This window comes from Halorubrum lacusprofundi ATCC 49239 (assembly GCF_000022205.1).
GTDB lineage: Archaea > Halobacteriota > Halobacteria > Halobacteriales > Haloferacaceae > Halorubrum > Halorubrum lacusprofundi.
In genome coordinates this window covers 2,153,487-2,178,185 of record NC_012029.1, presented here as the reverse complement: position 1 = coordinate 2,178,185, position 24,699 = coordinate 2,153,487, and the positions used below count along the sequence as shown (strand labels likewise).

General features: G+C 67.7%; 27 protein-coding genes and 1 tRNA gene. 17 read left to right on the top strand and 11 right to left on the bottom strand.

Annotated features, from left to right (window positions below):
- The first annotated feature begins 21 nt into the window (after nt 1-21).
- Nucleotides 22-92 (top strand) — tRNA-Gly (locus tag HLAC_RS10890).
- 345 nt (nt 93-437) lie between these two features.
- Here HLAC_RS10890 and HLAC_RS10885 read toward each other — a convergent pair.
- Entirely contained in the window at nt 438-2,000 is a 1,563-nt protein-coding gene (locus tag HLAC_RS10885; protein WP_015910892.1) for a heme-binding protein, read from the bottom strand.
- A 142-nt stretch (nt 2,001-2,142) separates the two neighbouring features.
- On the opposite strand from HLAC_RS10885, the gene HLAC_RS10880 reads away from it, so the two are divergent.
- The 3 genes from HLAC_RS10880 (at nt 2,143) to HLAC_RS10870 (ending at nt 4,351) form a co-directional block, all read left to right on the top strand.
- Nucleotides 2,143-3,339, top strand: coding sequence for a UbiA family prenyltransferase (locus tag HLAC_RS10880; protein ID WP_015910891.1), 1,197 nt, complete (start codon nt 2,143-2,145; stop codon nt 3,337-3,339).
- 84 nt (nt 3,340-3,423) lie between these two features.
- Nucleotides 3,424-4,056, top strand: coding sequence for a PadR family transcriptional regulator (locus HLAC_RS10875; RefSeq protein WP_015910890.1), 633 nt, complete (start codon nt 3,424-3,426; stop codon nt 4,054-4,056).
- 88 nt (nt 4,057-4,144) lie between these two features.
- A complete protein-coding gene (locus tag HLAC_RS10870; protein ID WP_015910889.1) occupies nt 4,145-4,351 on the top strand; it encodes a DUF8149 family protein in 207 nt (68 codons plus the stop codon).
- A gap of 176 nt (nt 4,352-4,527) precedes the next feature.
- On the opposite strand, the gene HLAC_RS10865 is transcribed toward HLAC_RS10870, so the two are convergent.
- Together HLAC_RS10865 and HLAC_RS10860 are read right to left on the bottom strand one after the other, a co-directional pair.
- A complete protein-coding gene (locus HLAC_RS10865; protein ID WP_015910888.1) occupies nt 4,528-4,758 on the bottom strand; it encodes a hypothetical protein in 231 nt (76 codons plus the stop codon).
- A gap of 105 nt (nt 4,759-4,863) precedes the next feature.
- The gene (locus HLAC_RS10860; RefSeq protein WP_015910887.1) at nt 4,864-5,637 is read right to left on the bottom strand and encodes a GTP cyclohydrolase III; all 774 of its coding nucleotides are present in this window, start codon (nt 5,635-5,637) and stop codon (nt 4,864-4,866) included.
- A 199-nt stretch (nt 5,638-5,836) separates the two neighbouring features.
- Here HLAC_RS10860 and HLAC_RS10855 point away from each other — a divergent pair, with 199 nt between their 5' ends.
- The 7 genes from HLAC_RS10855 to HLAC_RS10825 all read left to right on the top strand — a co-directional run bounded on the left by HLAC_RS10855 (nt 5,837) and on the right by HLAC_RS10825 (nt 11,431).
- A complete protein-coding gene (locus HLAC_RS10855; RefSeq protein WP_015910886.1) occupies nt 5,837-6,616 on the top strand; it encodes an HAD-IIA family hydrolase in 780 nt (259 codons plus the stop codon).
- A 320-nt stretch (nt 6,617-6,936) separates the two neighbouring features.
- Entirely contained in the window at nt 6,937-8,268 is a 1,332-nt protein-coding gene (locus tag HLAC_RS10850) for a DUF92 domain-containing protein (RefSeq protein ID WP_049933557.1), read from the top strand.
- A 1-nt stretch (nt 8,269) separates the two neighbouring features.
- Nucleotides 8,270-8,716 (top strand): GNAT family N-acetyltransferase, encoded by a 447-nt coding sequence (locus HLAC_RS10845; protein WP_015910883.1) that lies wholly within the window; start codon nt 8,270-8,272, stop codon nt 8,714-8,716.
- Nucleotides 8,717-8,807: 91 nt separating this feature from the next.
- The gene (gene hisI, locus HLAC_RS10840) at nt 8,808-9,191 is read left to right on the top strand and encodes a phosphoribosyl-AMP cyclohydrolase (protein WP_015910881.1); all 384 of its coding nucleotides are present in this window, start codon (nt 8,808-8,810) and stop codon (nt 9,189-9,191) included.
- Entirely contained in the window at nt 9,191-10,336 is a 1,146-nt protein-coding gene (locus HLAC_RS10835; protein ID WP_015910880.1) for a DUF7118 family protein, read from the top strand. Before hisI ends, HLAC_RS10835 begins: the two co-directional genes overlap by 1 nt.
- An 84-nt stretch (nt 10,337-10,420) precedes the next feature.
- Nucleotides 10,421-10,819: a DUF7975 family protein gene (locus HLAC_RS10830; RefSeq protein WP_015910879.1), complete on the top strand. Its 399-nt coding sequence runs from the start codon at nt 10,421-10,423 to the stop codon at nt 10,817-10,819.
- Nucleotides 10,820-10,879: 60 nt separating this feature from the next.
- A complete protein-coding gene (locus HLAC_RS10825) occupies nt 10,880-11,431 on the top strand; it encodes a sugar O-acetyltransferase (protein WP_015910878.1) in 552 nt (183 codons plus the stop codon).
- Between the two features lie 12 nt (nt 11,432-11,443).
- On the opposite strand, the gene prs is transcribed toward HLAC_RS10825, so the two are convergent.
- Nucleotides 11,444-12,298 carry a ribose-phosphate diphosphokinase gene (gene prs / locus HLAC_RS10820; protein ID WP_015910877.1) on the bottom strand — a complete coding sequence of 285 codons (855 nt, stop codon included), beginning with the start codon at nt 12,296-12,298 and terminating at the stop codon, nt 11,444-11,446.
- A gap of 145 nt (nt 12,299-12,443) precedes the next feature.
- Here prs and HLAC_RS10815 point away from each other — a divergent pair, with 145 nt between their 5' ends.
- Nucleotides 12,444-13,094: an HVO_0476 family zinc finger protein gene (locus tag HLAC_RS10815; RefSeq protein ID WP_015910876.1), complete on the top strand. Its 651-nt coding sequence runs from the start codon at nt 12,444-12,446 to the stop codon at nt 13,092-13,094.
- 128 nt (nt 13,095-13,222) lie between these two features.
- On the opposite strand, the gene fer is transcribed toward HLAC_RS10815, so the two are convergent.
- Nucleotides 13,223-13,612 carry a ferredoxin Fer gene (gene fer / locus HLAC_RS10810; RefSeq protein ID WP_049933555.1) on the bottom strand — a complete coding sequence of 130 codons (390 nt, stop codon included), beginning with the start codon at nt 13,610-13,612 and terminating at the stop codon, nt 13,223-13,225.
- 170 nt (nt 13,613-13,782) lie between these two features.
- On the opposite strand from fer, the gene HLAC_RS10805 reads away from it, so the two are divergent.
- Nucleotides 13,783-14,652, top strand: coding sequence for a CheF family chemotaxis protein (locus HLAC_RS10805; RefSeq protein ID WP_015910874.1), 870 nt, complete (start codon nt 13,783-13,785; stop codon nt 14,650-14,652).
- Between the two features lie 117 nt (nt 14,653-14,769).
- Nucleotides 14,770-15,657, top strand: a complete 888-nt coding sequence (locus HLAC_RS10800; RefSeq protein ID WP_015910873.1) for a hypothetical protein — start codon at nt 14,770-14,772, stop codon at nt 15,655-15,657.
- A 19-nt stretch (nt 15,658-15,676) separates the two neighbouring features.
- Here HLAC_RS10800 and HLAC_RS10795 read toward each other — a convergent pair whose 3' ends face one another.
- Both HLAC_RS10795 and psmA read right to left on the bottom strand, forming a co-directional pair.
- Complete coding sequence (locus HLAC_RS10795; RefSeq protein WP_015910872.1) at nt 15,677-16,558, bottom strand: MOSC domain-containing protein; 882 nt, start codon at nt 16,556-16,558, stop codon at nt 15,677-15,679.
- Between the two features lie 63 nt (nt 16,559-16,621).
- On the bottom strand, nt 16,622-17,428 hold the full coding sequence (gene psmA, locus HLAC_RS10790; RefSeq protein ID WP_015910871.1) for an archaeal proteasome endopeptidase complex subunit alpha: 807 nt from the start codon (nt 17,426-17,428) through the stop codon (nt 16,622-16,624).
- Between the two features lie 153 nt (nt 17,429-17,581).
- Here psmA and HLAC_RS10785 point away from each other — a divergent pair, with 153 nt between their 5' ends.
- The 3 genes from HLAC_RS10785 (at nt 17,582) to HLAC_RS10775 (ending at nt 21,091) form a co-directional block, all read left to right on the top strand.
- Nucleotides 17,582-19,012, top strand: a complete 1,431-nt coding sequence (locus tag HLAC_RS10785; protein ID WP_015910870.1) for a COG1361 family protein — start codon at nt 17,582-17,584, stop codon at nt 19,010-19,012.
- On the top strand, nt 19,005-19,748 hold the full coding sequence (locus tag HLAC_RS10780; RefSeq protein WP_015910869.1) for an ABC transporter ATP-binding protein: 744 nt from the start codon (nt 19,005-19,007) through the stop codon (nt 19,746-19,748). The genes HLAC_RS10785 and HLAC_RS10780 overlap by 8 nt, the downstream gene beginning before the upstream one ends.
- 224 nt (nt 19,749-19,972) lie before the next feature.
- Complete coding sequence (locus HLAC_RS10775) at nt 19,973-21,091, top strand: ABC transporter permease (RefSeq protein ID WP_154018580.1); 1,119 nt, start codon at nt 19,973-19,975, stop codon at nt 21,089-21,091.
- Between the two features lie 38 nt (nt 21,092-21,129).
- Here HLAC_RS10775 and HLAC_RS19315 read toward each other — a convergent pair whose 3' ends face one another.
- The 4 genes from HLAC_RS19315 to HLAC_RS10760 all read right to left on the bottom strand — a co-directional run bounded on the left by HLAC_RS19315 (nt 21,130) and on the right by HLAC_RS10760 (nt 24,612).
- Nucleotides 21,130-21,306, bottom strand: coding sequence for a DUF7501 family protein (locus HLAC_RS19315; protein ID WP_015910867.1), 177 nt, complete (start codon nt 21,304-21,306; stop codon nt 21,130-21,132).
- 181 nt (nt 21,307-21,487) lie between these two features.
- Nucleotides 21,488-22,072 (bottom strand): dihydrofolate reductase, encoded by a 585-nt coding sequence (locus HLAC_RS10770; protein WP_015910866.1) that lies wholly within the window; start codon nt 22,070-22,072, stop codon nt 21,488-21,490.
- Nucleotides 22,072-23,100 carry a thymidylate synthase gene (gene thyA, locus HLAC_RS10765; protein ID WP_015910865.1) on the bottom strand — a complete coding sequence of 343 codons (1,029 nt, stop codon included), beginning with the start codon at nt 23,098-23,100 and terminating at the stop codon, nt 22,072-22,074. Before thyA ends, HLAC_RS10770 begins: the two co-directional genes overlap by 1 nt.
- 459 nt (nt 23,101-23,559) lie before the next feature.
- A complete protein-coding gene (locus tag HLAC_RS10760) occupies nt 23,560-24,612 on the bottom strand; it encodes a hypothetical protein (protein WP_015910864.1) in 1,053 nt (350 codons plus the stop codon).
- Nucleotides 24,613-24,699: the final 87 nt, after the last annotated feature.

The following is a 24,699-nucleotide window of genomic DNA, read 5'->3' as shown; positions in this document are numbered from 1 at the left end:
CAATCAGTGGATGCGAAGCACGCACCGGTAGTGTAGTGGTATCACGCAACCTTGCCATGGTTGCAACCCGAGTTCAAATCTCGGCCGGTGCATTTCTCGAACATAGTGAGAGAAATCACCGAGTAACTGCGTCAGTCGACGTTTGTCTCACTTCGTTCAGTAACTCCCTTCGGTCGTGCACCGCCCAGACTCCTCGTTCGCTTCGTCGCCGGCGCTACGCGCCGGCTGCAAGAGGGACCATCGGTCCCTCTCTGCTCGCGGGGAGTCTCGGCCGGTGCGGTTTCTAACTGGTCTAGCCGAGTAGTCTCGGCTTTCTCGAGTAACTCTTCCGTGGCTGTACTGCTGCTGTCGGCGCTGTTGATCGATTATAAAGTCGCTTATAAGCGATTAACCGCGCGGAAAACCGCTTATAAATACCGCTCCGCGTATGCCCCGACTTACGCCAGGAAGACGTGACGCGGCCGGTCGGCCAGCACCTCTCGGCCCCACTGGACCGTCTCGCGGAACTCGTCGGAGCCGAAGAACGCCATCGCGTCCTCCTTGGCGTGCCACTGGCTCGCGATGAACATGTCGTTCTCGTCTTCGACGTTCATCATCAGGTCGGTCTCGACGTGGCCGTCCATCTCCGCGAGTATCTCCCCGACGTCGTCGAAGGTGTCGGTGAAGTCCTCCTGATGTTCCGGCTTGACGGTGTAGAACATCCCCATCGTGCCGAATCCGGACTCCTCGCCGGCGCGGGCGACGACCTCCGGTAGCTCCGAGAGGAAGCCGGCCGCGGTCTCGGCGGCGGAGGCCGTGTCCCAGATGGAGACGACCGCGGCGCGATCGGTCACGCGACCCTCGTACACCGCCGTCTTCACGTGGGTGCCGTAGTGGTCGAAGTTGCCGCGGAGCCCCTCGACCTCGTCGAACAACTCGTCGACGTCGGCCTCGCTGTAGAGCACAGTCGCGTACACGTCCTCGCCGCTGGGTTTACCGGCGTAGATGTTGAGATCCGCGAGCTCGCCGCGGATATCGGCGTCGGAGGGGTCGTCACCATCCTCGCCGCCGTGTCCGCCCTCCTCACCCGAATGCGGGTGGTCGCCCTCGCCGCTCGTCTCCTCCTCGCCGTGGGGGTGGTCGCCGTGTGCGGATCCGCCGCCGGAACCGGCATGGTCGTGGCCCTCGCCGTGAGCGTGTCCGTGCCCGTCCTCGGTATCTCCGGTATCGCCGTCGCCCGCTGGCGTCGGCACCGTCTCGCCCGCGAAGTACGCGCCCAGATCCTCGGGCGGGAACCGGCGACCGATGTAGAACTCGCCGAACTCGCCGTATCGCGAGGAGGCGGGGTCGAAGCGCATCTCGTAGACGATGTCCTTGATGTCGGTCGGGTCCGAGCCGAACAGGGTAACGCCCCACTCGTGGCTGTCGAAGCCGACGGAGGAGGCGATCACCTGCTTGATCTTGCCGGCGTACTCCTTGCCGACCTCGCCGTGGTCGGCCATGAGGTCGGCGCGGTCCTCAAAGGAGAGGTCGTACCAGTTGTACTCCTCGCCGCGGCGCTTGCTCATCGGGTAGAAGCAGACGTACTCGTCGTCGGGGATCTCCGGCGTCATTTTCCCCTCGATGTAGCGTTTGAGCCCCGTATCGACCGATTCGGGGTCCTCGAAGAACTCGTCGGAGACGTAGCCGGAGACCTCGGTGACGGAGACGTAGGAGGTCGTCCGCTCGGTGAAGTTCGCGAGCGCAGTGTCCTCGAACCGGCGCTCGATCGACGAGAGGTCGTCGAGCGTGGGGCGGAAGTGGACGAACAGCAGGTCGGCCTTGTGCCCGAGAACGGAGAACAGCCCGGAGTCGCCCTCGTCGGCGTCGGCGACCAGCTCCCGGTGTTTCAGGAAGGCCTTGCCCTCCTCGATCGCCCGTTTCCGCTCTCGCTCGGGGGCGTCTCGCCACGCGTCCCAGTCGATAGAGCGGAAGTCGTGCAGCGCGAACCACCCCTCCTCGGTCTGTGGTGCCTCGACCATACGCCGACTTGGGTCGCCGGGACTTAGGGGTTTGCGAGTCGTCGCCGTCGCGTCTCCGGGACCGAAGTCGTCTCGGTGAGTCGAGTAGCCACACGTGTGAAACCGCCAACAAGATTAATCATGATTAGCGCGTTGGTGACGCATGGCCATCGCTCGGCACGAACACGGACTACAGGCTGACCTGCGGGCGTTGCTCTCGCAGGTCCACCCGGTGTTCATGTTGCCGCCGCTTGCGGCCTCGTGGTTCGGTGCGGCCGTCGCCGGCGAGTTCGCGCTCTCGGTGGGCGCGATTCACATGACCGCGATCTTCTTCGCGGTGTATACGGCACACGTGAAGGACGGCTACGTCGACTTCCATCGGCGCGGCGAGGACGACGACCATCCGATGACGATCCGCGGCTGTCGCCTCTCCCTTCTCGCCGCCGGCGTCGGCTTCGCCGTCTGTACGCTCACGCTCGGAGTATTCGTCGGCCCGGGCGCCGCGCTCGTCACCCTTCCGACCTGGTTCATCGGGTATCTCCACGCGCCACAGCTCGATACGAATCCGCTCACCACGACGCTGGGGTACCCGAGCGGCATCGCGCTCGCGCTGCTCGGCGGGTTCTACGTCCAGACGACCGAGATGACCGCGGCGATACTCGGATTCGCGCTCGTCTTCCTCGTGACACTCGCCGGGGTGAAGATCATCGACGACGAACAGGACTACGCGTACGACAGATCGATCGACAAACGGACCGTCTCGGTACTGCTCGGCCGACCCCGAGCCCGGACGCTGGCGTTCTCTCTGCTGATGGCCGGGCTCGTCGGCGTTCTCTGGGGGACAGTCGACGGACTGTTTCCCCCGTCGGCGCCGGCCGCGGCGCTCGCGTTCGCCCCGATAGCACTGGTGGCCAGACGGGCCCGCCCGACGATCGCGACGATGCTACTGATCCGTGGCGCCTACGTCTTCCTGGCCGTCCTGATCGTGGCCGTCTGGTTTCGACCGCTGTCCGGCACCCCGCTTCCGGACATCACCGTTCTCGGGTCGTACACGTACCTCGCCACCGAGATCGTCTTCGGCGCGCTCGCGTTCGGCCTGCTCCGCTACGCCGGCGCGCTCCGTCAGTCGGCCCGGACGATCGCCGCCCTGTATCCGATCGCGTACCTCTGGGACTGGTACACGCTGGAGATCGGCGTCTTCGAGATCACGATGCGCACCGGATACGACCTGTTCGGGATCCCGATCGAGGAGCACCTCTTCATGATCGTCGTGCCGGCACTTGTCCTCGGCATTCACGAGACCATCCGGACGCTCTCGGCCGAGTCGGACGACGCGTCTCGAAGCGATACTCACAGGTGAACACGCTCGCGGTTCGACCTCGCAGTTCGACTACCGATCGCCGCGACCGAAACCCTTTCACGACGACTCAGAAACGTAGGGACGATGCGGAAAAGCGGGCCGCCGAAAGGACTGATCTCGTATCTCGTGTTGGAGCTACTCGCCGAGCGACCCCGATACGGATACGAGCTGCTGGGCGATATCACCGAAATCAGCGGCGGCCACTGGGAGCCTTCGTACGGGTCGGTGTACCCGATCCTCTACAAGTTCGAGGAGGAGGGCGTCGCCGAGCGCGTCGAGCGCGCCGACGAGCCCGACCGCAAGTACTTCGCGCTCACCGACGCGGGCCGCGAGGAACTCGTCGAGAAACGCCGCGAGATCGGTGCCGAGGCGAAGGAGTTCGGCGACGTGGTGCTCGGCTTCTACCACCTGTACGCCGCGCTCGCCACCGACGACCGGTTCGAGGTGGACGACGCCGAGGGCGAGTGGGCGTACTCCGAGCGCTACAGCGCGTGGATCGTCGAGCAGATAATCCGCCATCACGAGCGCGATTTCGGGGCGTTTGAGCGGATCGACGCCACGCCGGAGGAGTTCTCCGCGGCAGCGGAACGCGACGAGCGAGAGGAAGCGAGTGACGAAGCGACCGAGGGAGCCGAAGGCGGCGCTGCGGACGGCGAGGAGTCGAACACGGACGATTCTGAGGACCCCGAGTCCGCGTCGTCCGGAGCGGTGGACTAACGGAGCACGCGCCCCCTCCCCCGGAACGGACCCCGCCGGCCGCCCCCGTCCCGAAAGTCTATACGGGTCACCCGTGTCTATCCGGACAATGTCCACCGACGAACCGTCCGTCCCAATCGTGTGTACCGACTGCGAGACGGAAACCAGCGTGCCGCTGTCCGACGTGGCGGACGCGCTCGCCAAACACAACGACGGGAAACACGACGGAGAGGAGATTGCGGAGGTCGACCCCGCGCTGAAAGACCAGCTCGCAGACCTCGTTGCAGAGGACCTCGGACTCTTCGACGAAGCCTGACGGGGAACGCGGAGACGAGAAACGCAGAAACGGCGAAAACCGCGAGAACGACCCATCAGAGATGGGAGGTGTCGCGGAGCGCTCGTCAATCGTCGCGGGGCCGCGAGACGCGGATCGCCGGGAGCCGCCCCCGGCCGCAAACGCGAGTCCCGCGGGCGGTCCGTTCGCGGGCGCGGTCAGTCGTCCTGCGCGAGCGCACCCTTTGGATGCCCCTTGTGCTGGAGATTTCGATTATCGCGCTTTCGCGTTGCCGTCGCGGGAATGACTTTGTCGACCTCATCGAGCGGACGCCCGGTGTAACCGTGGTCCGGGTGTTCGGCGCAGTGGGCCATCGCGTCGTGAGACCCCTCCCACGGCCCCTCGTCGCAGTTGTCCGCCGTGCAGACGAACACTATGTCATCGGACATGTTGACCGAGTGTTCCGACCGGGCCTATAAAAACGTCACAACCAAATTATCTGGAGTGATAATCCTTCGGGAGCGTCGAAAAGACGACTTCCGCAGACCCGACGCTCAGTCGCTGAGTGCCGGAGCGACTGACAGTTCGACGCTCGTTCCGTCGTTTCGGCACGCTTCGAGCGCGTGTTTGGCCGCGAATCCTGCCTCGTGGGCGGAGGCACCGCGACCGACGCCGACCTGCAGTTCGATGTCGACGTCGTCGGCCACGTGCGCGACCGTGTCGGCGAACGCCCCCTCGGGGAGGTCCGGACAGACGGCGACGACGTTGTCGCCGCCGACGAAAAACGAGAGGGCGCCGTGGGATTCTCGGAGGTATCGCGTCAGCGAGCCGTAGGCACGCTCGATGTTGAGGAACGTGTCGAACTCGTTGAGGCGGTCGGTGTACTTCCCGGTCACGTTCACCACGTCGAAGTGGGCAATCTGGAGGTCCGACGGAGCCGTCTCGGTGAGGTAGTCGCCGGCGAGCACCTCGGTTCGGCTCTCGTCTTGCGCGCTCCCTTCGGTTTGGAGCAGGCGGTTCGCCGCCTCCAGGGCGTCGATCGGACGCTCTGAGACCCCGGTCCCGAGGCTGACGCTCACCGGGTAGCGGTTCCCGATCGACTCCTGGAGCGCCGCGTGGGCCGCGCCGTCGAGCCCGTTCGTCACGGCGATCATGTTGTCGTAGCGGGTGGAGAAGACGTAGGCGTCCCGCGGACCCATGAACTGGGCGATGTCGGCGAAGAGCCGCGACTGGAGGGATTGGAGATCCATTTCCCGGCGCGGCTCCGGCGTCACCGTCCACGGCCCGTAGTTGTCGATCTGGATCAGCGTCACCTGAGTCGTCGTCACAGTGATTCCCGATTGGGAACGACCCCGCTTTACGCTTCCGTTATCCCGAAGATGGAACGGGTACCGGATGTGAAATAACGGTGATCGAGTCGAAAGGGTGGGGGTGAGGCGGAAGGGCGAGCGCGATGCGGATAGGGCGAGAGCGATGCGGAAGAGGAAGCGGCGCAACCCCTACCATTGTGGCGCCCTGAGCCGTCGCATGAAGTTCAGCGGCGCCGTCCTCGACGTGGACGGTACGGTCGTACGAGGCAACGATCCGATCCCCGGCGCGCCGGCGGGTTACCGGCGGCTCCGCGAGGCCGGGGTCGAGACGCTGTTTGTCTCGAACAACCCGACGAAGACCCCGCCGGCGTACGTCGACCGGCTCGGAACCGCGGGCTACGAGATCAATCCGGACCAGGTGTTCACGGCCGGAACCGTGACGACGCGGTACCTGCGCGAGCGCCACGCGGACGACGAGCTGCTGTGTATCGGCAGCTCGGGGCTGCTCGACCAGTTCGAGGCGGCCGGGCTCGCGACGACCGACGACGTCGACGCCGCGGACGCGCTCGTGGCCTCGATCGATCGAGAGTTCGATTACGACGACCTCTGTACGGCGCTGTGGGCACTCGACCGTGACATCCCCTTCATCGGCACCGACCCCGACGTGGTCATCCCGGCTCCCGAGCGCGACGTGCCGGGTTCCGGGGCCGTGATCAACGCGATCGCGGGCGTCGCCGAGCGCGAGCCGGACGCGGTCCTCGGGAAGCCCTCGGAAACAGCGATCGAGATGGTCCGCGAGCGACTGCCGTACCCCCCCGAAGAGTGTCTCGTCGTCGGGGATCGGCTCAACACCGACATCGCGCTCGGCGAACGCGCCGGGATGACCACCGCACTGGTGCTGTCCGGCGTCACGAACGAGGCGGCCGTCGCGGACGCGAGCGTCTCGCCGGACTACGTGCTCGACGATCTCGGGGATATCGACCGCGTCATCGGCTGAGAGTGGGCACATCGACACGGCCGACCCCTCAGGTGTTGATCGCGGCGTCGACCACTTCCGCCTCACGGGTAACATTTATATTGAATAGTTGCTTCCATCAAAGTATGAGAGAGGTTACCTCACACGAGAACGAGACGGGAGACGACGAGGAGGACCCGGAGCAGGCCGTTCGCGTGATCGAGGGACACGCAGTGCAGTTCAACGAGTACCGCTACTGATTCGTCGAGTTACCGAACGGCTGCGCGACCGCGGCGAGCGTTCCCCGACGGCGACGGGGCAGTGTCGGGACCGTTAAGTGCGCGTCCCAGGTATCCGAGGGTGTGATACGGAGGCTTCGACGGGCGAGTATCTTTGCCGCGGTGGCCGCGGTCGCCGTCCTCGCGCCGGCACTCGGCGACGCCGCCGCCGTGCCGTTCCTCGCCGCCGCCGGCCTCGCCTTCTTCGGGGTCCGCGACGGCAGATGGTTTGAAACGCTTGCTTTGCGCGGTGACCGCGAGGAAGAGCGCCTCTACGGATTTGTCGCGTTCGCGCTCGCCGCTGCCGGTCTCGCGCTGTTCGCCTCCCTCCCCCGCGCCCCGCTCCCGTACGAGGCCTTCGCCGCGGCAACGCTCGCGGTCGGCGGCGGTCGCCTCGGTCGTACAGTCGTCGCCGGACGCGCCACCGACGAGTTCCCCCTCGTGGCGGGATACGTCGCCGGCGGGACGCTCGGCGCTCTCGCGGGACAGGTCGGCGTGCTGCTCCAGACCGACAGGGCGGGCCTCGTCGACGGCCTTCCCGAACTCGTCTTCCTTGCGGCCGTGGCTGCGCTCACGGCGGCGCTCGTCAGATCGCTCGTGTTCGACCGAGACGCCCACATCACGGTCATCCTCGTTGCGTTCGCCGTCTGGGGATTCGTCGCGCTGGACCCGGCGGTCACCGCCTCCCTCGTCGCCTTCGGGCTGGCGGTGACCGGCGCGCTCGGCTACGTCTCGTTCGCGCTCGGCACGGCCTCTGTCCCCGGTATGCTGACGGGCGTGTTGTCCGCGCTGCTGGCCGTCGTCCTCGGCGGCGTCGGCTGGTTCGCCACGCTCATGTCGTTTTACGCGATCGGCGGGTTGGCGTCGAAGTACCGCTTCGACGAGAAGGCGGACCGAGGCGTCGCACAGGAGAACGAGGGCGCCCGGGGCACCGGGAACGTGCTGGCGAACTCCGCGGTCGCGCTCGTCGCCGTCGTCGGCTACGCGGCGACCGCCCACGTCGGCGTACCGGGTGCGCTCTTCGGCTTCGCGTTCGCCGGCGCGACCGCGACCGCGATGGCGGACACGCTCTCCTCGGAGATCGGCGGGCTCTACGACGGTCCTCGGCTGGTGACGACCCTGAGCCGAGTCGAGCCGGGCACCGACGGCGCGGTGACGTGGCAGGGCGAACTGGCCGGGCTCGCGGGCGCGCTCCTTGTCGCCGGCCTTGCTGCGTTCGGGATGCCGATTGGCGACGCGATCGCCGGCGGGGGGATCGTCGTCCTCGCGGGCGTCGCGGGGATGACCGTCGACAGCCTCCTCGGCGCGCTGATCGAGGGTGAGCGGATCGGGAACCAAGCGGTGAACTTCCTCGCAACGCTGTCGGGGGCGATCGTCGGCGTCGCCGCTGCCGTCGCGCTCGGGGTGGGGCTGTGAGATGACGGGGGAGTCACCTGGGGACCGCCACGCCCCCGACCCCAGAGTCCGCGCCGCCCGCCCAGCCGACGCCAACCAGATCCGGGGGCTACAAGGCCACCTCCGACAGCCCAATCCGGACCTGCTGGAGTACGGGCTCGCGGTCGGGTCGGCACTCGTCAGCGTCGCCGACGGCCGGGCGGTCGGCTACCTGCTCCCGGTCGACGCGCCGAACCGCCCCGGCGTCCATCTCGCCGAGCTTGCCGTCGCTCCCGACTATCGCCGGAAGGGGCGCGCTCGCGGGTTGCTCTCGGCCGTCCTCGCCGACGCGACCGGTCCCGTGACGCTACAGGCGCACCCCGATAACGACGCCGCGCTGTCGCTGTACGAAGAACTGGGGTTCGAGGTCGTCGACCGGCGCGCCGACGCGTACGCCGACGGCGACGCGCTGGTGTTGCGCCGGGAATGAGGGCGGAGGCGCGCTCTCGTCAGGCGTCCGACGCCCTCGCCGCGTGGGGACAGACAAAAGGCCTATTCGAGCCCCACGCGTCCGGCGAGACATGACCGACGCCGACGCGGATCAGGGGGCTATCGAGGTTGACTTCGGCGACGACGGCCTCGTCCCGGCGGTCGCGCAGGACGCCGATTCGGGCGAGGTGCTCATGCTCGCGTACGTCTCGCCGGAGGCACTCGAACGCACCCGCGAGACGGGCGAGGCGCACTACTACTCGCGGTCGCGCGACGAACTGTGGCACAAGGGCGGTTCCTCGGGGCACACCCAGGAAGTCCGCGAGGTGCGAGTCGACTGCGACGCCGACACCCTGCTGTACCTCGTCGACCAGAACGTGGGGGCGTGTCACACGGGGCACCGCTCGTGTTTCTACCGGACAGTCGACGGTGAACACGTCGGCGAGCGCGTCTTCGACCCGGACGAGGTGTACTGATGCCGGGTGGGGACGCCTCCGACCCCGTCCGCGAAGCCGGCGAGGCGGCCGCGACGCTGCGCGAGCGGTACGACGAACTCGCCCGGATCGAGGCCCGGATAGCCGACCTCGGTCGGGATCGGATCGAGACCGCCGCCGACGCGTACCGCCGGGCGCACCGCGTGCTTGATCAGTACGAGGAGGACGCGGTCGGCACCGGCGACTTCGGTTCGTACGTCCAGTTCCGGGGGGAGTTCGGAGAGGCGGTCGACGCCGCCGACGACGCGCTCGCGGCCGACGCGTTCGCCGCTGCGGACGATGCGGTCGACAAACGCCGGCTCTCGGAGACCGACTTCGCCGCCGCCCGCGACGCGTTGGAGCCGGCTGGCAACTACGTCGACCTGCTCGCCGACCGCGACGAGGCCCTCGACGACTACCGGGCCGCGCGCAAGGCCGCGAGAGAGGCCCGGAAGGCGCTCGACGCCCGGCTCGACGACCTGCGCGAGGTCGCCGGGATGGCCGACGCGGACCTCGACGCCGACGTGGACCGGCTCCGAGAGCCGATCGAGTCGTACAACGACGCGGTCCGCGAGGCGTTCGACTCCTTTTATAAATCGGCGTCGGCCCGAGACGTGTTCTCCTTCCTCGACCGCGCCGACGGCACCCCGTTCGTCGACGCGGACGTGCCGCCGACTGACCTGCGCGAGTACGTCACCGACTACGACGCAGGCGAGGAGCCCCTTCCGACGCTGTTGGAGTACGCCGACTACTCGAACTCGAAGCTGGAGCACTACGTCGACGATCCCGGCGCGCTCCGGACCGCGGTCGCGGTCCACCGCACCTACGTCGAGCGGCTCGACGCCGAGCCGCTGACGCTCGACTGGCCGCCGGCGGGCGGCGACGAGCTGGCCTACGAGATCGACGAGCTGATCCCCCTCGTCTCGCGGGTCGCCGACGACGAGACGGTGGCGACGCTCCGGTCAGTCCGCGACCTCGCGCGCGACGAGGAGTACGACCGGCTCCGCCGGGCGGCCGTGGTGCGCGACGCGCTCGACGAGCCCGAGCGAGGCCTTTTAAAACGGGGCGTTATCGACGACCGGGTTCGCGAGGCGGAGCGAACCGTCTCGATCGCCGAGGACGTGCTGGCGGAGACGAAACGGGAGTAGCCCTTTTAAGCTGCGGCGGAGCAGGAGGAGCCGAACCAGCGCGCGGTGCGGCTTTTTAAGAACCGGCGGCGCAGACGTGCGGACATGACGAGATTCGACGCCGCGACCGAGGGAGAGCGGCTGAAGCTGTTCGCGGACGCGGCGACCGCTCACCGCGCCCGATCGAGCGAGGTGATGACTGTCGACGTCGACCCCGACAGCGACACCACCGGCGGCGGCGAGGTGCCGCCGTGGATCCAGCTCGCGGGCACGGAACTCATCCTCGACTGTACCGACGCGGAGCTAGACCTGTTGAAGGACCTGCTCGGCGAGTTCCCGGAGTTCCGGATCGACGAACTGGTGAGCCCGGAGGAGGCCGAGGGGACGAACGCCGTCGTCACCGCCCGGTCGGACGCGAACCGCGTGGCAGGGTTCGTCGAGCGCGCGTTCCGCGAGGTTTACGGACTCGACGACGACTACCGGGCGTGGGTGACGGCGATTTAAAAGGGAGTAGAGATCGCCCCCGACGGAAACGGCTATCCGACCGCGCGCGTTCGGTCGGGTATGCCCACCGAGACGGAGCGGATGCTCGCGGGGGAGCCCTACGACCCGAGCGCGCCGGAACTGGTCGCCGACCGGGAGCGCGCCCGCGACCTCGCTCGGCGATACAACGCGACGAGCGAGGCGGAGGGACGCGAGGCGCTCTTACGGGAGTTGTTCGACGCGGTCGGCGACGACCCGGTCGTCCACCCCTCGTTCCGGTGCGACTACGGCTACAACGTCGCGGTCGGCGACGGCTTCTTCGCGAACTACGGCTGCGTGTTCCTCGACAGCAACCCGATCGCGTTCGGCGATCGATGTCTGCTCGGGCCGGGCGTTCACGTCTACACGCCGACGCATCCGATCGATCCCGAGGAGCGCGCGACCGGCCGCGAGCGCGCCGAGCCGGTGACCGTCGGCGACGACGTCTGGATCGGCGGTCGCGCCGTGCTCACCCCGGGCGTGACGGTCGGCGACGGCGCGGTGATCGGCTCTGGCGCGGTCGTCACGGACGACGTGCCGGACCGCGTCGTCGTCGGCGGGAACCCGGCGCGGGTGATTCGAGAGATCGAGTAGAATCGAATAGAGTCAGTCGAGCGCGTCGGCGAGAACGGGCGCGACGCTGACGACGCTGCAGCCGCGTTCGAGCGTGTCGCTGCCGACGATACGGTCGACGCCGGCGCCGCGGAGCTTCGTCACGGCGTTGGCCGCGAGCATGGGGTGGACGCAGGCCGCGAGCACCCGCGCCGCGCCGCGGTCGTTCAGCACGGCGACGGACTCGCTCATCGTTGACCCGGTGGCGACGATGTCGTCGACGACGACCACGTCCCGTCCCTCGACGTGGGCGTCCGACGGCGACACCTCGATCTCGCCCGTGTCGCGGTCGCGGTGCTTCTCGAAATAGTCGGTCTCGCCGGTGCCGTACGCGTCCCGGACCGTCTCGGCGATGCGGATCGCGCCCTCGTCGGGCGCGAGGAACAGCGGGTCCGCGAGGTCGGTCGGGAGCGGCTCCGCGAGCACACTGGCGGCGTCGACCGTCTCGACCGGCACGTCGTAGAAGTCGGCGACGCCGGCCTCGTGAGGGTTGACGAGGACGACCCGGTCGGTGCCGGTCGAGACCGCCCGCGCCATTGCTCGCGCCGAGACGGGCTGGCCATCGCCGAACGACTCGTCCTGTCGGGCGTACCCCATGTAGGGAATCACCGTCGTCACACGCTCGGCGCCGGCCTCGCGGACGGCGTCTTGTAGCTGGAGCAGTTCGACCCACGCCGCGTCGGAGTCGGTCGCGGCGACGATCGTCGCCTCATCGTCGTCGAAGTCGGGCACTGCGGCGAGCCCCTCGCCGTCCGGGAACCGGTCGTAGGTCGGCGTCGCCAGCGGCCGACCCGTCTCCTCGGCGAGCGTGGCCGCGAGTAGCTGTGAGCTGGATCCGGGTACGATCATGGGCGTTCGTACCCCAGACACCGGTAAACCAGTTTCCTTACTCGCCCGCCTCGCGGAGCGGCCGCCGACCGAGCCCCACGCGAGCGTGTGACGCACCGCGGTCACAGGGGCGGATATTTACGCGAGCGGCGGATACGACGCCGTAATGACCGAAACAGGAGACCGAGTCGGTCTCGCCTGCCCGTCGTGTTCGCCGGGCGAGGAGACCGTTCACGAAGTGTTGCGTCCCGGCGGGCAGGCCACCGTCCGCTGTACCGACTGCGATCACACGTACAAAACCGAGATCCCGGAGGAGGAGACCGTCGGGCTGACCGTCATCGTCTCGCAGGACGGCGAGTCCTTCTCGACCGAGATGGACGTGCCCGCGGACACCTACGTCTCCACGGGCGAGGAGTTCGTCGTCGACTCCCCCGACGCCCTGATGCAGGTCCGGGTGACCGGGATCGAGGTCGGGCCCGAACAGCGCGTCGAGGAGGCCGACATCGAGGACGTCGAGACGCTGTGGACCCGCGCGGTCGACAACGTCACCGTCCCGGTGACGCTCCACCCGAAGGACGGCAACGCTGACCAGACGCGCTCGCTGCGAGTGAACGTCCCCGGCGACTACGAGTTCACCGTCGGCGAGACCGTCGAGTTCGGCGACGAGGAGTTCGTCGTCGAGGGCGTCCAGATCCGCGAGGACGCCCCCGAGTACCGCCACGAGAAGCTGGACCACGACGGCGACTTCGCGTACGCCAAGGACTGCAAGCGGGTGTACGCCCGCGACGAGAGTCTGACGGCGTGGTCGGCCTGGTAGGCGGGAAGCGGGTTCGGGTCGAGCGGTCGCTCGTCGAGACAGTTTCTTCGAAAAAACGGTGGCACCGATGGGGGTGACCCACATCGAACACCGTCTGTCAGTTCGACCGCGGCGTGGTCGAAGCGGCGTTAGATGACGCGGTTCTGCAGGTAGTCGAGGTGTTTCGCGTTGTAGACGATCTTGACCTCGTCCGTCGCCGGACTGCCGATGCAGGTCAGGCGGACGTTCTTCTCTTCGACTTCCTCGTCGGAGAGGATCTGCTGCATGTCCATCTCGATGTCGCCCTCCATGACGATGGAGGCGCAGTTCGCACAGGCGCCGGCGCGACACGAGAAGGGCCAGTCGTAGCCCTGTGCCTCGGCGGATTCGAGGATGTATTCGCCCTGATTCACGTCGAGGCTACCGTAATCCTCGGCGTCGAGGTCCGCGTCAGCGGCCTCTTCGAACAGGTCGTCGTCGTCCATCGACCAGCCGTGGTCGTCGAGCACTTCGTAGTTGAGGTATTCTACTGTGGGCATCACCTGCCGGTTTGATGCCCACCTCATTAGGCTTTGCTGTTCCGCGCTTTTCTCTGGAGATCCGACCGCCCTAAGCGTCAGAACACGTTCGTTTTCCACACATCGGTATGTTATCACCACTGATACATCGTGAGTAACAGTAAATAGCCGAGAGGCGCAAGCAGGATTCGATGGAAGAGTCCGTCGTCGCCGACTTTGTCGGCCGCGTCCACACCTCCGGTCTGGGAAGCGGCGAACCCGTGACGGGCCGCGTCCTCCTGAGCCAGCGCCGGCTCGTGCTTGCCACCGACGACATGAAGACGACTGTCCCCCTCTCGAAGGTGTTCGACATCGTCGTCGGCACCGTCCCCGGCGACCTCCAGTCGTTTTTCAGCGACAGCGTCACCGTCGCCTACGAGCAAGGCGGCGACAGGTGTACGGCCCTCGTAGAGGGTGAGCCGGACGACATGGAGCGGTTCACCCGACTGCTGTTCAAGGCCCTGTTGCGCGGCGTGACGGTCACAGTTCGTCACCCGGCGAAGCTCGGCGGGCGCGTCACGGACGCGGCCGACCACACCGCGTCGATCAGCCTCTCGCCGGGCGCGATCGGCTTTGCCGACTGCCCCGACCCGTTCACGGTCGAGCTGTCCTCCGTCATCGACTACGAGCGGACCAACCGCACGATCGCCGGCACCAAGCGCCCCGCGCTCGTATTCCGCCACGTCCCGGATACCCAGACCGTGACGTCGATCGCGACCGTTCCCGACAAGCGAACCCTCAACGTGCTCGGCCGGTACATCAAGCTGGAATACGACGAGGTGATGGAAGACGTCGAGGCGTTCGACCCGACGGAGGAACAGCTGGAGATTCTCGTGTCGATCTACTCCGCCGGCGGCGAGGCGAACATCGCCGACGTAGTCACCGGCGACGTCACCCAAACGGAGATGATCCTCGACACGCTCCGCGAGGAGAGCCTCGTCGTCGACGGCGACGCGGGCGCCGCGCTCACGCGGAAGGGACAGATGATCGTCACCTCGTACATGGAGTCGGTCAACTCCTAGCTGACTCTCTCCCCGTATTCCGGTTAGATCCGTATTTGGCCCCGAATGGGGGAAGTTAGACCGTATTCGGCCCCGAACGGGGGAAGTTTCATCCCCGTGCGCGTGTAGGTAGTTCACATGACAGACGACCACCACGGGCGGTCGACGCGGCTCGACGCCGTGGTCCGCGAGCAGGGAATCGACGCGCCGGCCGGAGAATCCCCGGCTAGCGTGTCCGATTCCGGCGCCGGGCCGCGGGTCGCGCATGTGCCCAAGCCGCACGTCCACGACACCTTCTCCGTTGAGGGGATCGACACGAAGCGCCGGGAGGGGCTGTTGGAGGCTGTCCTCCGCGATTGCGACGGTGTGAGCGCCGCGTCGGCGACAGCGCGGAACGACACCGTCGGCGTCCACCACGACCCGTCGGTGTCCCGTGGTGACCTTCAGGAGATGCTGGAGGCGTGCGGCCTCGTCGTCGATCCGGCGGACCGAGCGTTCGAGATCCGCCGAGCCTCGCAGTTCGCGTCGGCCCGCGTCGCCGTCGCCGTGCTGTTCGGGCTGATGGTCGCGACGCCGTACATCGCGGTGTTGTACCCGACCCGGCTCGAGTGGCTGTTCTACGACCCCCTCACGGTCGCGTACCTGCAGTCGCTCCTCGACTCGCAGATGGCGACACACTTCTTCGTCAACCTCGGCGCGCTCTCCGGGATCGCGTTCCTCGTCGCCTGCGGCCCGATGATCAAGCGGTCTCTCGCCGCGGCGGCCGCGGGGCGAGTGACGAACGAGAGCGTGTTCGTGGCGAGCGTCACCGCGCTGTTCGCGTACAGCACCGCCGCCGCGTTCACCGGCTTCGACGGGGTTGTCCACTACGACCTCGTCGCCTACGCGGTCGTCGGCGCCACCCTCTGGACCCACTTCGGCGCCGCGGACCCGGCGGCCGAGGGGCGCGGCGCGGTCGACGCCGACGCCTCGGACGGCGACATCGCGGACAACGACCCGGTCGCGATGACCGACGGTGGACGGTAGTCGGCTGTTTATCCCTTTTTCAGGTTTCGCTGTCCGGCTCCGGTTCGACACCCTCGATGGCGACCGCGTCGCCGACCGCGAGCGTCGAGCCCCACTCCTCATCCGGGACGACCGTGTTGACCATGAGCCGGAAGTCGTGGTCGAACCGGTCGCTCTCGGTCCACGCCGGGAGCGTCTCGCGGCGCTTCCGCAGGAACGTCTCGCGGAACCCGTCGATCTCGTCGCCTGTGTCCGGGTCACGCGAGGGGACGACGCACCGCTGACACGGATTGACCCCGAATAGCTCGGTCGCTCCGATCGAGACGCGCACGGCCTCTCCGTGGTCGGCGAACAGCCGGTCCTCCCAGAACGCCGGGCAGTCGTCGAGCACGAGGTTCGGCCGGAGCCGCCGCCGCATCTCCGTTGCGTCAGCAATCTCGTCGAACCACGAGGCGACCGTCTCCAGCGTCGCCCGCGAGACGACCGTCGGCCCCGGCGCCGCCCGGTCGTCTGGGAGCCCCCCGTTCGGCTCGCGGACAAGGTCGACGCCGTAGCCGAGGTACTCGCCGACCCACGTCGCCAGCGCCTTGCTGTCCTCGGGGAGCGCGAAGGTGCGCTCGCCCGCGGCGGCCCCAGTCTCGGGACGCGCCGGCCGCGAGAGGGTGACCGCGGTCGGCGTCGCGTCGGCCGAGCCGACACGTTCGTAGCGCGCCAAGAGGCCGTGGACCGCCGGCTCGCGTTTCCCGTTGACGTAGCCACCGTCGCCGCCGACTGAGGTCGTGTGCGGGTCGACGCCCGCTTCGACGAGTGCGTACGAACGGTCGCCGCGGAGGGCGCCGTTCGGCCCGAGTTCGGCGCGGTCGACTGCGGCGCCGTCGTTCGACTTCAGCGGGTACGCGACGAGCGCCGCGATGCGTGCCATACCCGCGGTTCGGGGGGCGACGAGAAAAGGGTCCGGAAGGGGGTAGGGTAAGAGCGAAGCGGCTTACTCTTCGTTGTCGGCGTCGGTGGCTTCGTCGTCGGCGTCCGCGTCTGCGCCCTCTTCCTCGTCACCCTCGTCGTCCTCTTCGACCGTCAGCCCGGCCGCCTCGAACGCCTCGGTGACCTCCTCGACGGGGACGGTCCGGTAGCCGTCGGCCTCGGTGACCGTGGCGACGGCCAGATCCGTCGGCTCGAACTCGTCGTCGTGGGCAGCGAGCGCGGCGATGGCGAGTTCGACGCCAGCGTCGAGCGAGAGCTCCTCGGTCCAGTTCTCTTCGAGGTGGCCCTGGATGTCGGAGCGGCCGCCGCCGATGACGGTCGCCTTCCACTCGTTGGGGGTCCCAGAGGGGTCGGCGGCGAACAGACGCGGCTCGCCGTTGTCGATGCCGCCGATGAGTAGCGCGGCGCCGTACGGCCGGGTGCCGCCGCGCTGGGTGTTCTCCTGAATGTGGTCGGTGACGAACTTCGTCAGCGTCTCGACGCCGACGGGCTCGCCGTAGCGCAGGCGGTTCCCCTGCGACTGGCGGCGCGCGAGGTCGATCAGCTGGCGGGCGTCGGCGACGTGGCCGGCGCTCGCGGTGCCGAGGTGGTCGTCAAGCTTGTGGAGCTTCTCGATGCTCTCGGCCTCCATCAGCGTCGAGGAGGGGCGGGACATCGCGACGAAGACGACGCCGTCGGCCGTCCGGACGCCGACGCTCGGCGCGCCGCGCGAGACCGCCTCGCGGGCGTACTCGACCTGGTAGATCCGGCCGTCGGGCGAGAATAGTGACGTGCCGCGGTCGTACGCCTGCTGGTCGTTGCCGCCCATCATCGCCGATCACCCGCTCTCGCGGTGTCGCGTTGGCTCATTACCGTCCCTTGCGTCGGACGGTTGAAAAACCCTCCTTAACCGGTACATCCGGTCCGAGACCCCGCATCATATATGCGTCCGCGTCGGTCAGCAATCCCCACCTACGACGGATATATGCCGCGCGGCCCCCTAACAGGGGTGACATTGACACCCACGAGAACCACAGCCGCGCTGCTGGCCCTGCTGGCGCTACTGGGGGCCGTCGGCGCGGTCACGGCGGTGCCCGACGCCCGGATCGCGATCGACGGGGTCGACGTGAGTTCGAGCGATCCCGCCGTCGGCGAGCGGACGGCCCTGAACGTGACCGTCTCGAACTCCGGCGGAAGCCCCGCGGCGGCCGACGTGACGAGCGTCCGCCTCCTCGACGCAAGCGGTGGGGACGGTGACGGAGGGAACGACGGAGACGGCGACCCCCGCGACGAGGCGACCGCGGTCGGGGCGCTCTCGGCGGGCGACGCGACGGACGTGGTCCTCTGGACCCGGTTCGGCGAGCCGGGCGAGCACCGGCTCACGGTCGAGGTCGTCGCCGAGCAAGAGGCGACGGGCGACGACGACGACGGCGGGACCGTCACCGTGACCCGCGACGTGGTCGTCGACGTCCAGCCGGCCGAGATCGCGCTCGACGTGCGCACCCGAGCGCTCTCGCCGGCGGACCTCCGGAGCGACGACGAGGACCAGAACGCCGGCGGGATCAGCCTCGGCGGCATCGAGGGCGTCTTCGGCGGTGGCGGCGGGCTCCAGACCGCCGAAGACGACGAGACCGAGTCGGTCCAGTCGGCCGACTCCCCGGTCGCGGTGACCGTCGTCAACACCGGGACATCGACGGCCGACCGCGTGAGCCTGACCGCTGTCACAACACCGGTCGGGACGAGCGACGGCGAGGGCTCCGGCGACGGTAACGAAACGGATCCGACCGTCGAGGTCGGCCCCTTCGTCGTGGAGGATGTCGCGCCCGGCGAAGAGCGGCAGGTGGTCGTCGACCTCGGTCCCCTCGACGAGCGCTCGGACGTGACGGTCACGGCGGCGTTCCGGTCCGAACTCGACGCGCGAGCGGGCACCGGTGCGAACCGGACGGCGACGTCGACGCTCCGGTATCCGCCGCGGGAGGGGAGCCCGACCGTCACCGACGCGACCGTCGAGACGACCGCCGACGGCGAAGTGGTCGTGGACGCCAACCTCGGCAACGCGGGCACCGGCGAGCTAGAGGGCGTCGTCGTCTCGGTCGCCGGCGCCGAGGGGGTCGAGCCGACTCCGGCCGGCCGAGAGTACTTCGTCGGCAGCGTGGGCGCGGGCGACTTCGTCGCCTTCGACCTGCGGACCGCGGTGAACGCTTCCGTGGCGGACGAGGTCCCGATCCGGATCGCGTACACCGAGCGCGGCGTCCGATACACCGAGACCGAGACGGTGGCGCTTCCCGATTCGGGCGACGGTGGTGGAGGGGGATCCGGCGCCGTCGGGACGCTCGGAGCGATCGGCATCGTCGGGCTCGTCGGCGGCGCGGGGGTCGCGGTCGCCGGGAGCGTGATCCGTCGTCGCGATGTATAGCGTCGAGCTCCGCGGCGTGACCAAGCGGTACCCGGGCGGAGGCGGCGAGCCGGTGGTGGCGCTCGACACTGTTGACTTCGCGGTCGAGCCGGGAGAGTTCGTCGCGGTCGTCGGCCCCAGCGGCTCCGGGAAGTCGACGCTCCTCAACGTGCTCGGGCTCCTCGATGACCCCACCGAGGGGCAGCGCCTGCTGGACGGTACCGACGTGACCGAGCTCACGGTCGCCGAGCGCACCGCGGCTCGAAAGGAATCGATCGGGTTCGTCTTCCAGGACTTCCACCTGTTGCCGACGCTGACCGCGGTCGAGAACGTCGCGCTCCCGACCGCGTTCGATCCGGGCGACGAGAGCGACCGCGCCGCCGACCTGCTCAAGCGGTTCGGGCTCGGCGACCGGCTCGATCACAAACCCGCGGAGCTGTCCGGCGGGCAGAAACAACGGGTCGCCATCGCCAGAGCGCTCATCAACGAGCCGGCGGTGCTGCTCGCCGACGAGCCGACGGGGAACCTCGACACGGAGACCGGCAAGTCGATCCTCGCCGAGTTCGAACGCGTGAAGGAGGAAGGGGTCGCCGTCATCGCCGTCACACACGATCCGCTGGTCGAGGAGTATGCGGACCGCGTCGTCGAACTCACGGACGGGGTACTGGTCGGCGGAATCCCGGACGGGGCGTCCTCGGCGGACGGCTTCTCGTCGGCCCGTGACGCCGACTCGGCACCCGCACCGGAGGAACGATGACCGGCGGCGAGAGGGGGCCGCCGTGGGATCCGGGGGCGGAGGCGGAGGGGGGCGGAGAGTCGGAGGGGGGCGGAGAGTCGGAGGGGGGCGGAGAGTCGGAGGGGAGCGGAGAGTCGGAGGGGGGCGGAGAGTCGGAGGGGAGCGGAGAGTCGGAGGGGCGGGGTAGCGGTCGACTCCGCGAAGGGGTCGGCGGCTGGTTTCGCGGCTGGCGCCCCGTCGTCTCGATGGCCGCGCGGAACCTCCGGCGAAACAGGGTGCGGACGGTGCTGGCGGTGCTCGGCGTCTGCATCGGTGTGCTCGCGGTCGCGGCGCTGGGGATCTTCGGAAACGTGCTCGCGCTCGGCGCCAACGACGCCATCGGCGACATCGGCACGCAGGTGGTGGTCTCGCCGAACGCCGACGCCGGCGTGGAGTCGCTCTCGGCGGCCGACGTGGCGGCGATCCGGCGCGCCGTTGACGACCCGGCGGTCGGGGACGCGGCCGTCATCCCGTTGTACTCGGACAGCGCGGTCGTCGAAGGCGCGGGCACACAGACCTTCGTGACGGTCTACGGCGTCGAGGAGCCGGGCCTCGCGTTCGAGGCCGCCGAAGGCAGGCTCCCGGACCGCCACCGGCGGGGCGCGATCGTCGGCGCGGGGATCGCCGAGGATCTTGAGGTTAGTGCGGGCGACACCGTCGGGATCGCGGGGTCGCAGGTCCGCGTCGTCGCCGTGCTCGCCGAGAGCCAGACGTTCAGCCCGGTCGCGCCCGACAACGCCGTCTTCCTCCCGGAGTCGGCGTTCGCCGCCGACGGCTACGCACAGGCGCTGGTCGTCGCGGAGTCGGGGGCGACGGCGCGAGCCGCCGCGGACGCGATCCGCGAGACGGTGAACGTCCGCGAAGAGCGCGTCGACCTGTTCGAGCTGGCCGCGGTCGTCGACGAGATCAACGACTTCTTCGATCTCTTGAGCACCTTCCTGCTCGGGCTCGGTGCCATCTCGCTCGTCGTCGCCGGCGTCTCGATCCTCAACGTCATGCTGATGAGTACGGTCGAGCGCAGACAGGAGATCGGCGTGATGCGCGCGGTCGGCGTGACGCGTCGGGACGTGTTGCGCGTGCTGTTGGCGGAGGCCGGGCTCATCGGCGCAGCGGGGGCGGCGGCGGGGACCCTACTGACCGTGCTGCTCGTCGCCGGGCTGGTGGCCACGACGCCCGCGGTCGACGCTGCACTCGTGCTCGACCCGACGAACGGCTACTACCTCCTGTTGGCGCTCGTGTTCGGCGTCGGTGTGGGGATCGTCAGCGGGGCGTACCCCGCGTGGAAGGCGGCGAACGAGCGACCCGTGGAGGCGCTGCGGAGCTGAGTCAGCGCCAGACAACGCGACGCGCGCCGGCGTCGCCGTCACCCCGCCCAGCCGCCCCGCATGTCGTCGGTGACGCGGTCGCGCCACGTGTCGAACGCGTCGCGACACTCGGGCTCGTTCTCGACGTGGCGCATGAACCCCGCACCGGGTGACGCGATTTCCGTCCCGCAGAACGGACACTGGCTGGGCTCGATCGAGGTTTCTGATAGTGCCATGTGAACTCCTAACACACCATGGGCTCAAAAATGTTTGGTCGATCGCTACTACGCGGATACAGTGTGGGATATTCGTTGAGCCTCTACTGAATACTGTATGAATATAAAGAAAAATTCCTGTTCTGATTCCACAGTAGCAGACTATGATCGGTGAACCGATAGCGGGCTCGGTCTCTCGTCTTCACCCGTCGACCCGTTCGTAGGTGACGAACGCGAGCGCGTCGGCCTCGCCGCCGCGTTCGCCGTCAGCTCCGACCACCTCGCGCTCCGTCTCGACCCACTCCTCGTCGTCCCAGTCCGGGAAGCGCGTGTCGCCGTCGGGCTGCTCGGGGACCTCCGTCAGCACCATCCGGTCGGCGCGGTCGAGGAACTGCTCGTAGACGGTCGCACCGCCGATGACGTACACGTCGTCGACACCGCGGTCGGCGGCGTCGGCGCCCGCGAGATCGACCGCCTCGTCGAGGTCGTTCGCGACGACGGCGCCCTCGGGGAGATCGAGGTCGCGGGTCGTCAACACGACGCTGGTTCGGTCGGGGAGCGGGCCGCCGATCCGGTCGGCGATGCTCTCGTAGGTCGCGCGGCCGACGATCACGGGGTGACCGGTCGTGAGCCGCTTGAAGCGCGCCAGATCGGCCGGATAGTGCCACGGCATCCCTCCGTCGTCGCCGATGACGCGGTTCTCGGCGACGGCGGCGACGAGGACGAGGTCGATGTCGGTGCCGTCGGCCGCATCAGCGTCGCCGCCGGCGGACGCGTCGCCGGCCATCACTCCGCGACCGCGAACGAGATGCCGTCCGCGGAGTCGTAGTCGACGACCTCGATGTCCTCGTACGTGAGTTCGTCGAGCGGCTTGTCGGCGATCTCGATCCGGGGTCGCTCGCGCGGCTCCCGCGAGAGCTGTTCGAGCAGCCCGGGGACGTGGTCGTACCTCTCCTCGCCGTCCGCCTCGTCGGGGGCGGTCCGCTCGACCCAGCTCTTCACGTCGAGGTAGTCGGCCTTGCTCTCGACGGTCGCGAGCCGGTCTTGCACGTACCGGAGGTTGTTCGCGTACCACTGCCCGCGATCGCCGCGCCCGCAGTAGATGTGGGCGTCGACGACGGTGTGGCCGAACTCGCCGATCTCGAACCCCGTTCGCTGTGCGAGCGCGTTCGCGAGCAGCGCGTACGCGGCGATGTTGAAGGGCACCCCGAGCGCGATGTCGCCCGAGCGCTGCGTGAGGTGGAGGTTGAGCCGCCCGTCCTGGACGTTCACCACGAAGGTGTAGTGACACGGCGGCAGCGTCGAGACAGCGGCGTTGGCGGGGTGCCACGCGTTCACGACCATCCGGCGCGACCGGGGGTTCTCGTCGAGGGTGTCGAGCACGTACTGGATCTGGTCGAAGGTCCGGCGCTCGACGCCCTCCGGCCCCTCCTCGACGGTGACCCAGCGGTGCGCATCCTTCGGCCACGTCTCGCCGGGGAGCGCGTCGACGCCGTCCGGCACGGGGAACCGGCGCCAGAACCGACCGTACGCGGTGTCGAGGCGGCCCTCGTCGTCGGCCCACGCGTCCCAGATCTTCGTCTCCTCGCGGAGGTCCCGGATGTGCTCCTCGCCGGAGAGGTACCAGAGCACCTCGTGGATCAGCGAGTTCCAGCGGTAGCCGTCCATCTTCTTGGTCGTGAGGAGCGGGAACCCCTCCGAGAGGTCGACGGTGTACTGCCCGCTGAACGTCGCGATCGTGTCGACGCCCGTTCGGTTCGGCTTGTACGTGCCCGTCGACAGGGTGTCGTCGACGAGATCGAGATATTGTTGCATGGTGGGATCGGGCACCCCGGCGCAGTCGCCGGAGAGACGGGTTTACCGACCGAACGTACGGGGCCAACTAAAAGTGAGTGTTCTGTCAAAATCCTCGTTTCCAGACATCTATCGTCGTGAACCGACCGCTCGGTAGACGAATCTCTCGATCGATATCGAGGGTGTGACGCAGATCGGTGGCATCGATACCGTATTTAAATAGTCGTGAGCGACAGCGGCGATCGCTTATAAATAAACTCGGCGGTGGCGTCGGCGGCGGCTTTGCCGCCGTCTGCAAGCGAGAGCGTCGCTCTCGCCCTGCGTGCCGACGAGGCTTGGGAGGTGTGAGGCACGGTACGGTTGCGGGCGACCGAGGCTTTGGAAGTGTTCACCGCGGAATTGTCGGTCAGTTATAAACAGCCGCCAGCAACACCACTCGATTACTTATAAATAACCGATCAACGCTTCGCGCCTCGAAGCTCACCTATTGCTGGGTTCTAGTTCGATGTGCAGACTTCCGTTCCCCTCGGAAAATGCCGCCGGCCACTTGAAGACGCTAACAAAGACCTGATCCTCGCCGACGGGTATGAATGAGTCGTTCACCGCGGGAGCCTCATTCTCGCTCACCAAAACCCGGTCAGGATCGGCTTCGGTTCGGTAGAGGTACAAGGTCTCGCCGCGCTCAAAGGTCTCAATCTCCGTCTCGGGCTGCGGGCCATCCGGAAAGTACGTAGAGATCGTTGCCGTCGAGACGTTCGTGCCGCCGGTGTGTTCTAACGCAATGACCGTTCCGTTCCCGATTACCGACGCGTCCAAATGGGGGAGTTCAGCAGTGACCCAGTCGGGCCGTGTTGGTGGGGTCGTTCCAGTCCGCCGGACCGCGTAGGCCAGCCTCGCGGTCACCGTTTCGTTCCCTTGGCTGTAGATCCGTGTGACGACGGCTTCGTGAATAACCCCCTCTTGGTCGATCAATACGCGGGCGTGAGCGTCCTCAATTGGGGTGGTATCTCCCCGGAGTCCATCGGCCCAGAACTCGTATAGTGTCCCGTTGCTTCGGGTGATTGTCCCCGTGAAATCGTACGTGGAGGTGTTCAACCAATCGTGTACCGTTTCACTTCCTGCATCCTGAAACGACAGTGGACGATTGTGATAATCATAATTTGCGGATTGTGTGCCTAGGTAGTCCGTGGTTGTCTTACCTGCAGTCGAATTCTCGGTGACCCAATACTCATTCACAACGCCCTCGCTGGCAATCTTGGTGCGGGAAACGTTTGCACCATTAGTACTTGTTAGCGATATCGGCACAAAATCAATACCCTGGCTCGACACAGCAGCAACCTGGTCCCACTCCATCTGCTCCTCGTAGATGCTGTTATTCAATGTCGATTGATGGGCCTCAATGAGGCGCGTCACGTTATCTATCCCGGTATCTGATGTCCCTGGAGGACCCTCAGTTGTACTGTTTGTTAACTCAACTGGCGTTGCTGACTGAACTGATTGATTCGGCGATGCCGTTACTTGGTCGTCGGGCATCGACTGAACCACAGCGGTTGGCACAGATAGAACAATCAGTCCAATGCACAGACTGACGAGCAGTACACGGGTCATGGATGCCGATAG

What these genes read in the sequence shown, in the direction of transcription:
- HLAC_RS10885 (WP_015910892.1), bottom strand. Translation starts at nt 2,000, where the DNA reads ATGGTCGAGGCACCACAGACCGAGGAGGGGTGGTTCGCGCTGCACGAC.
- HLAC_RS10880 (WP_015910891.1), top strand. Translation starts at nt 2,143, where the DNA reads ATGGCCATCGCTCGGCACGAACACGGACTACAGGCTGACCTGCGGGCG.
- HLAC_RS10875 (WP_015910890.1), top strand. Translation starts at nt 3,424, where the DNA reads ATGCGGAAAAGCGGGCCGCCGAAAGGACTGATCTCGTATCTCGTGTTG.
- HLAC_RS10870 (WP_015910889.1), top strand. Translation starts at nt 4,145, where the DNA reads ATGTCCACCGACGAACCGTCCGTCCCAATCGTGTGTACCGACTGCGAG.
- HLAC_RS10865 (WP_015910888.1), bottom strand. Translation starts at nt 4,758, where the DNA reads ATGTCCGATGACATAGTGTTCGTCTGCACGGCGGACAACTGCGACGAG.
- HLAC_RS10855 (WP_015910886.1), top strand. Translation starts at nt 5,837, where the DNA reads ATGAAGTTCAGCGGCGCCGTCCTCGACGTGGACGGTACGGTCGTACGA.
- HLAC_RS10845 (WP_015910883.1), top strand. Translation starts at nt 8,270, where the DNA reads ATGACGGGGGAGTCACCTGGGGACCGCCACGCCCCCGACCCCAGAGTC.
- hisI (WP_015910881.1), top strand. Translation starts at nt 8,808, where the DNA reads ATGACCGACGCCGACGCGGATCAGGGGGCTATCGAGGTTGACTTCGGC.
- HLAC_RS10835 (WP_015910880.1), top strand. Translation starts at nt 9,191, where the DNA reads ATGCCGGGTGGGGACGCCTCCGACCCCGTCCGCGAAGCCGGCGAGGCG.
- HLAC_RS10830 (WP_015910879.1), top strand. Translation starts at nt 10,421, where the DNA reads ATGACGAGATTCGACGCCGCGACCGAGGGAGAGCGGCTGAAGCTGTTC.
- HLAC_RS10825 (WP_015910878.1), top strand. Translation starts at nt 10,880, where the DNA reads ATGCCCACCGAGACGGAGCGGATGCTCGCGGGGGAGCCCTACGACCCG.
- prs (WP_015910877.1), bottom strand. Translation starts at nt 12,298, where the DNA reads ATGATCGTACCCGGATCCAGCTCACAGCTACTCGCGGCCACGCTCGCC.
- HLAC_RS10815 (WP_015910876.1), top strand. Translation starts at nt 12,444, where the DNA reads ATGACCGAAACAGGAGACCGAGTCGGTCTCGCCTGCCCGTCGTGTTCG.
- fer (WP_049933555.1), bottom strand. Translation starts at nt 13,612, where the DNA reads ATGCCCACAGTAGAATACCTCAACTACGAAGTGCTCGACGACCACGGC.
- HLAC_RS10805 (WP_015910874.1), top strand. Translation starts at nt 13,783, where the DNA reads ATGGAAGAGTCCGTCGTCGCCGACTTTGTCGGCCGCGTCCACACCTCC.
- HLAC_RS10800 (WP_015910873.1), top strand. Translation starts at nt 14,770, where the DNA reads ATGACAGACGACCACCACGGGCGGTCGACGCGGCTCGACGCCGTGGTC.
- HLAC_RS10795 (WP_015910872.1), bottom strand. Translation starts at nt 16,558, where the DNA reads ATGGCACGCATCGCGGCGCTCGTCGCGTACCCGCTGAAGTCGAACGAC.
- psmA (WP_015910871.1), bottom strand. Translation starts at nt 17,428, where the DNA reads ATGATGGGCGGCAACGACCAGCAGGCGTACGACCGCGGCACGTCACTA.
- HLAC_RS10785 (WP_015910870.1), top strand. Translation starts at nt 17,582, where the DNA reads ATGCCGCGCGGCCCCCTAACAGGGGTGACATTGACACCCACGAGAACC.
- HLAC_RS10780 (WP_015910869.1), top strand. Translation starts at nt 19,005, where the DNA reads ATGTATAGCGTCGAGCTCCGCGGCGTGACCAAGCGGTACCCGGGCGGA.
- HLAC_RS10775 (WP_154018580.1), top strand. Translation starts at nt 19,973, where the DNA reads ATGGCCGCGCGGAACCTCCGGCGAAACAGGGTGCGGACGGTGCTGGCG.
- HLAC_RS19315 (WP_015910867.1), bottom strand. Translation starts at nt 21,306, where the DNA reads ATGGCACTATCAGAAACCTCGATCGAGCCCAGCCAGTGTCCGTTCTGC.
- HLAC_RS10770 (WP_015910866.1), bottom strand. Translation starts at nt 22,072, where the DNA reads ATGGCCGGCGACGCGTCCGCCGGCGGCGACGCTGATGCGGCCGACGGC.
- thyA (WP_015910865.1), bottom strand. Translation starts at nt 23,100, where the DNA reads ATGCAACAATATCTCGATCTCGTCGACGACACCCTGTCGACGGGCACG.
- HLAC_RS10760 (WP_015910864.1), bottom strand. Translation starts at nt 24,612, where the DNA reads ATGCCCGACGACCAAGTAACGGCATCGCCGAATCAATCAGTTCAGTCA.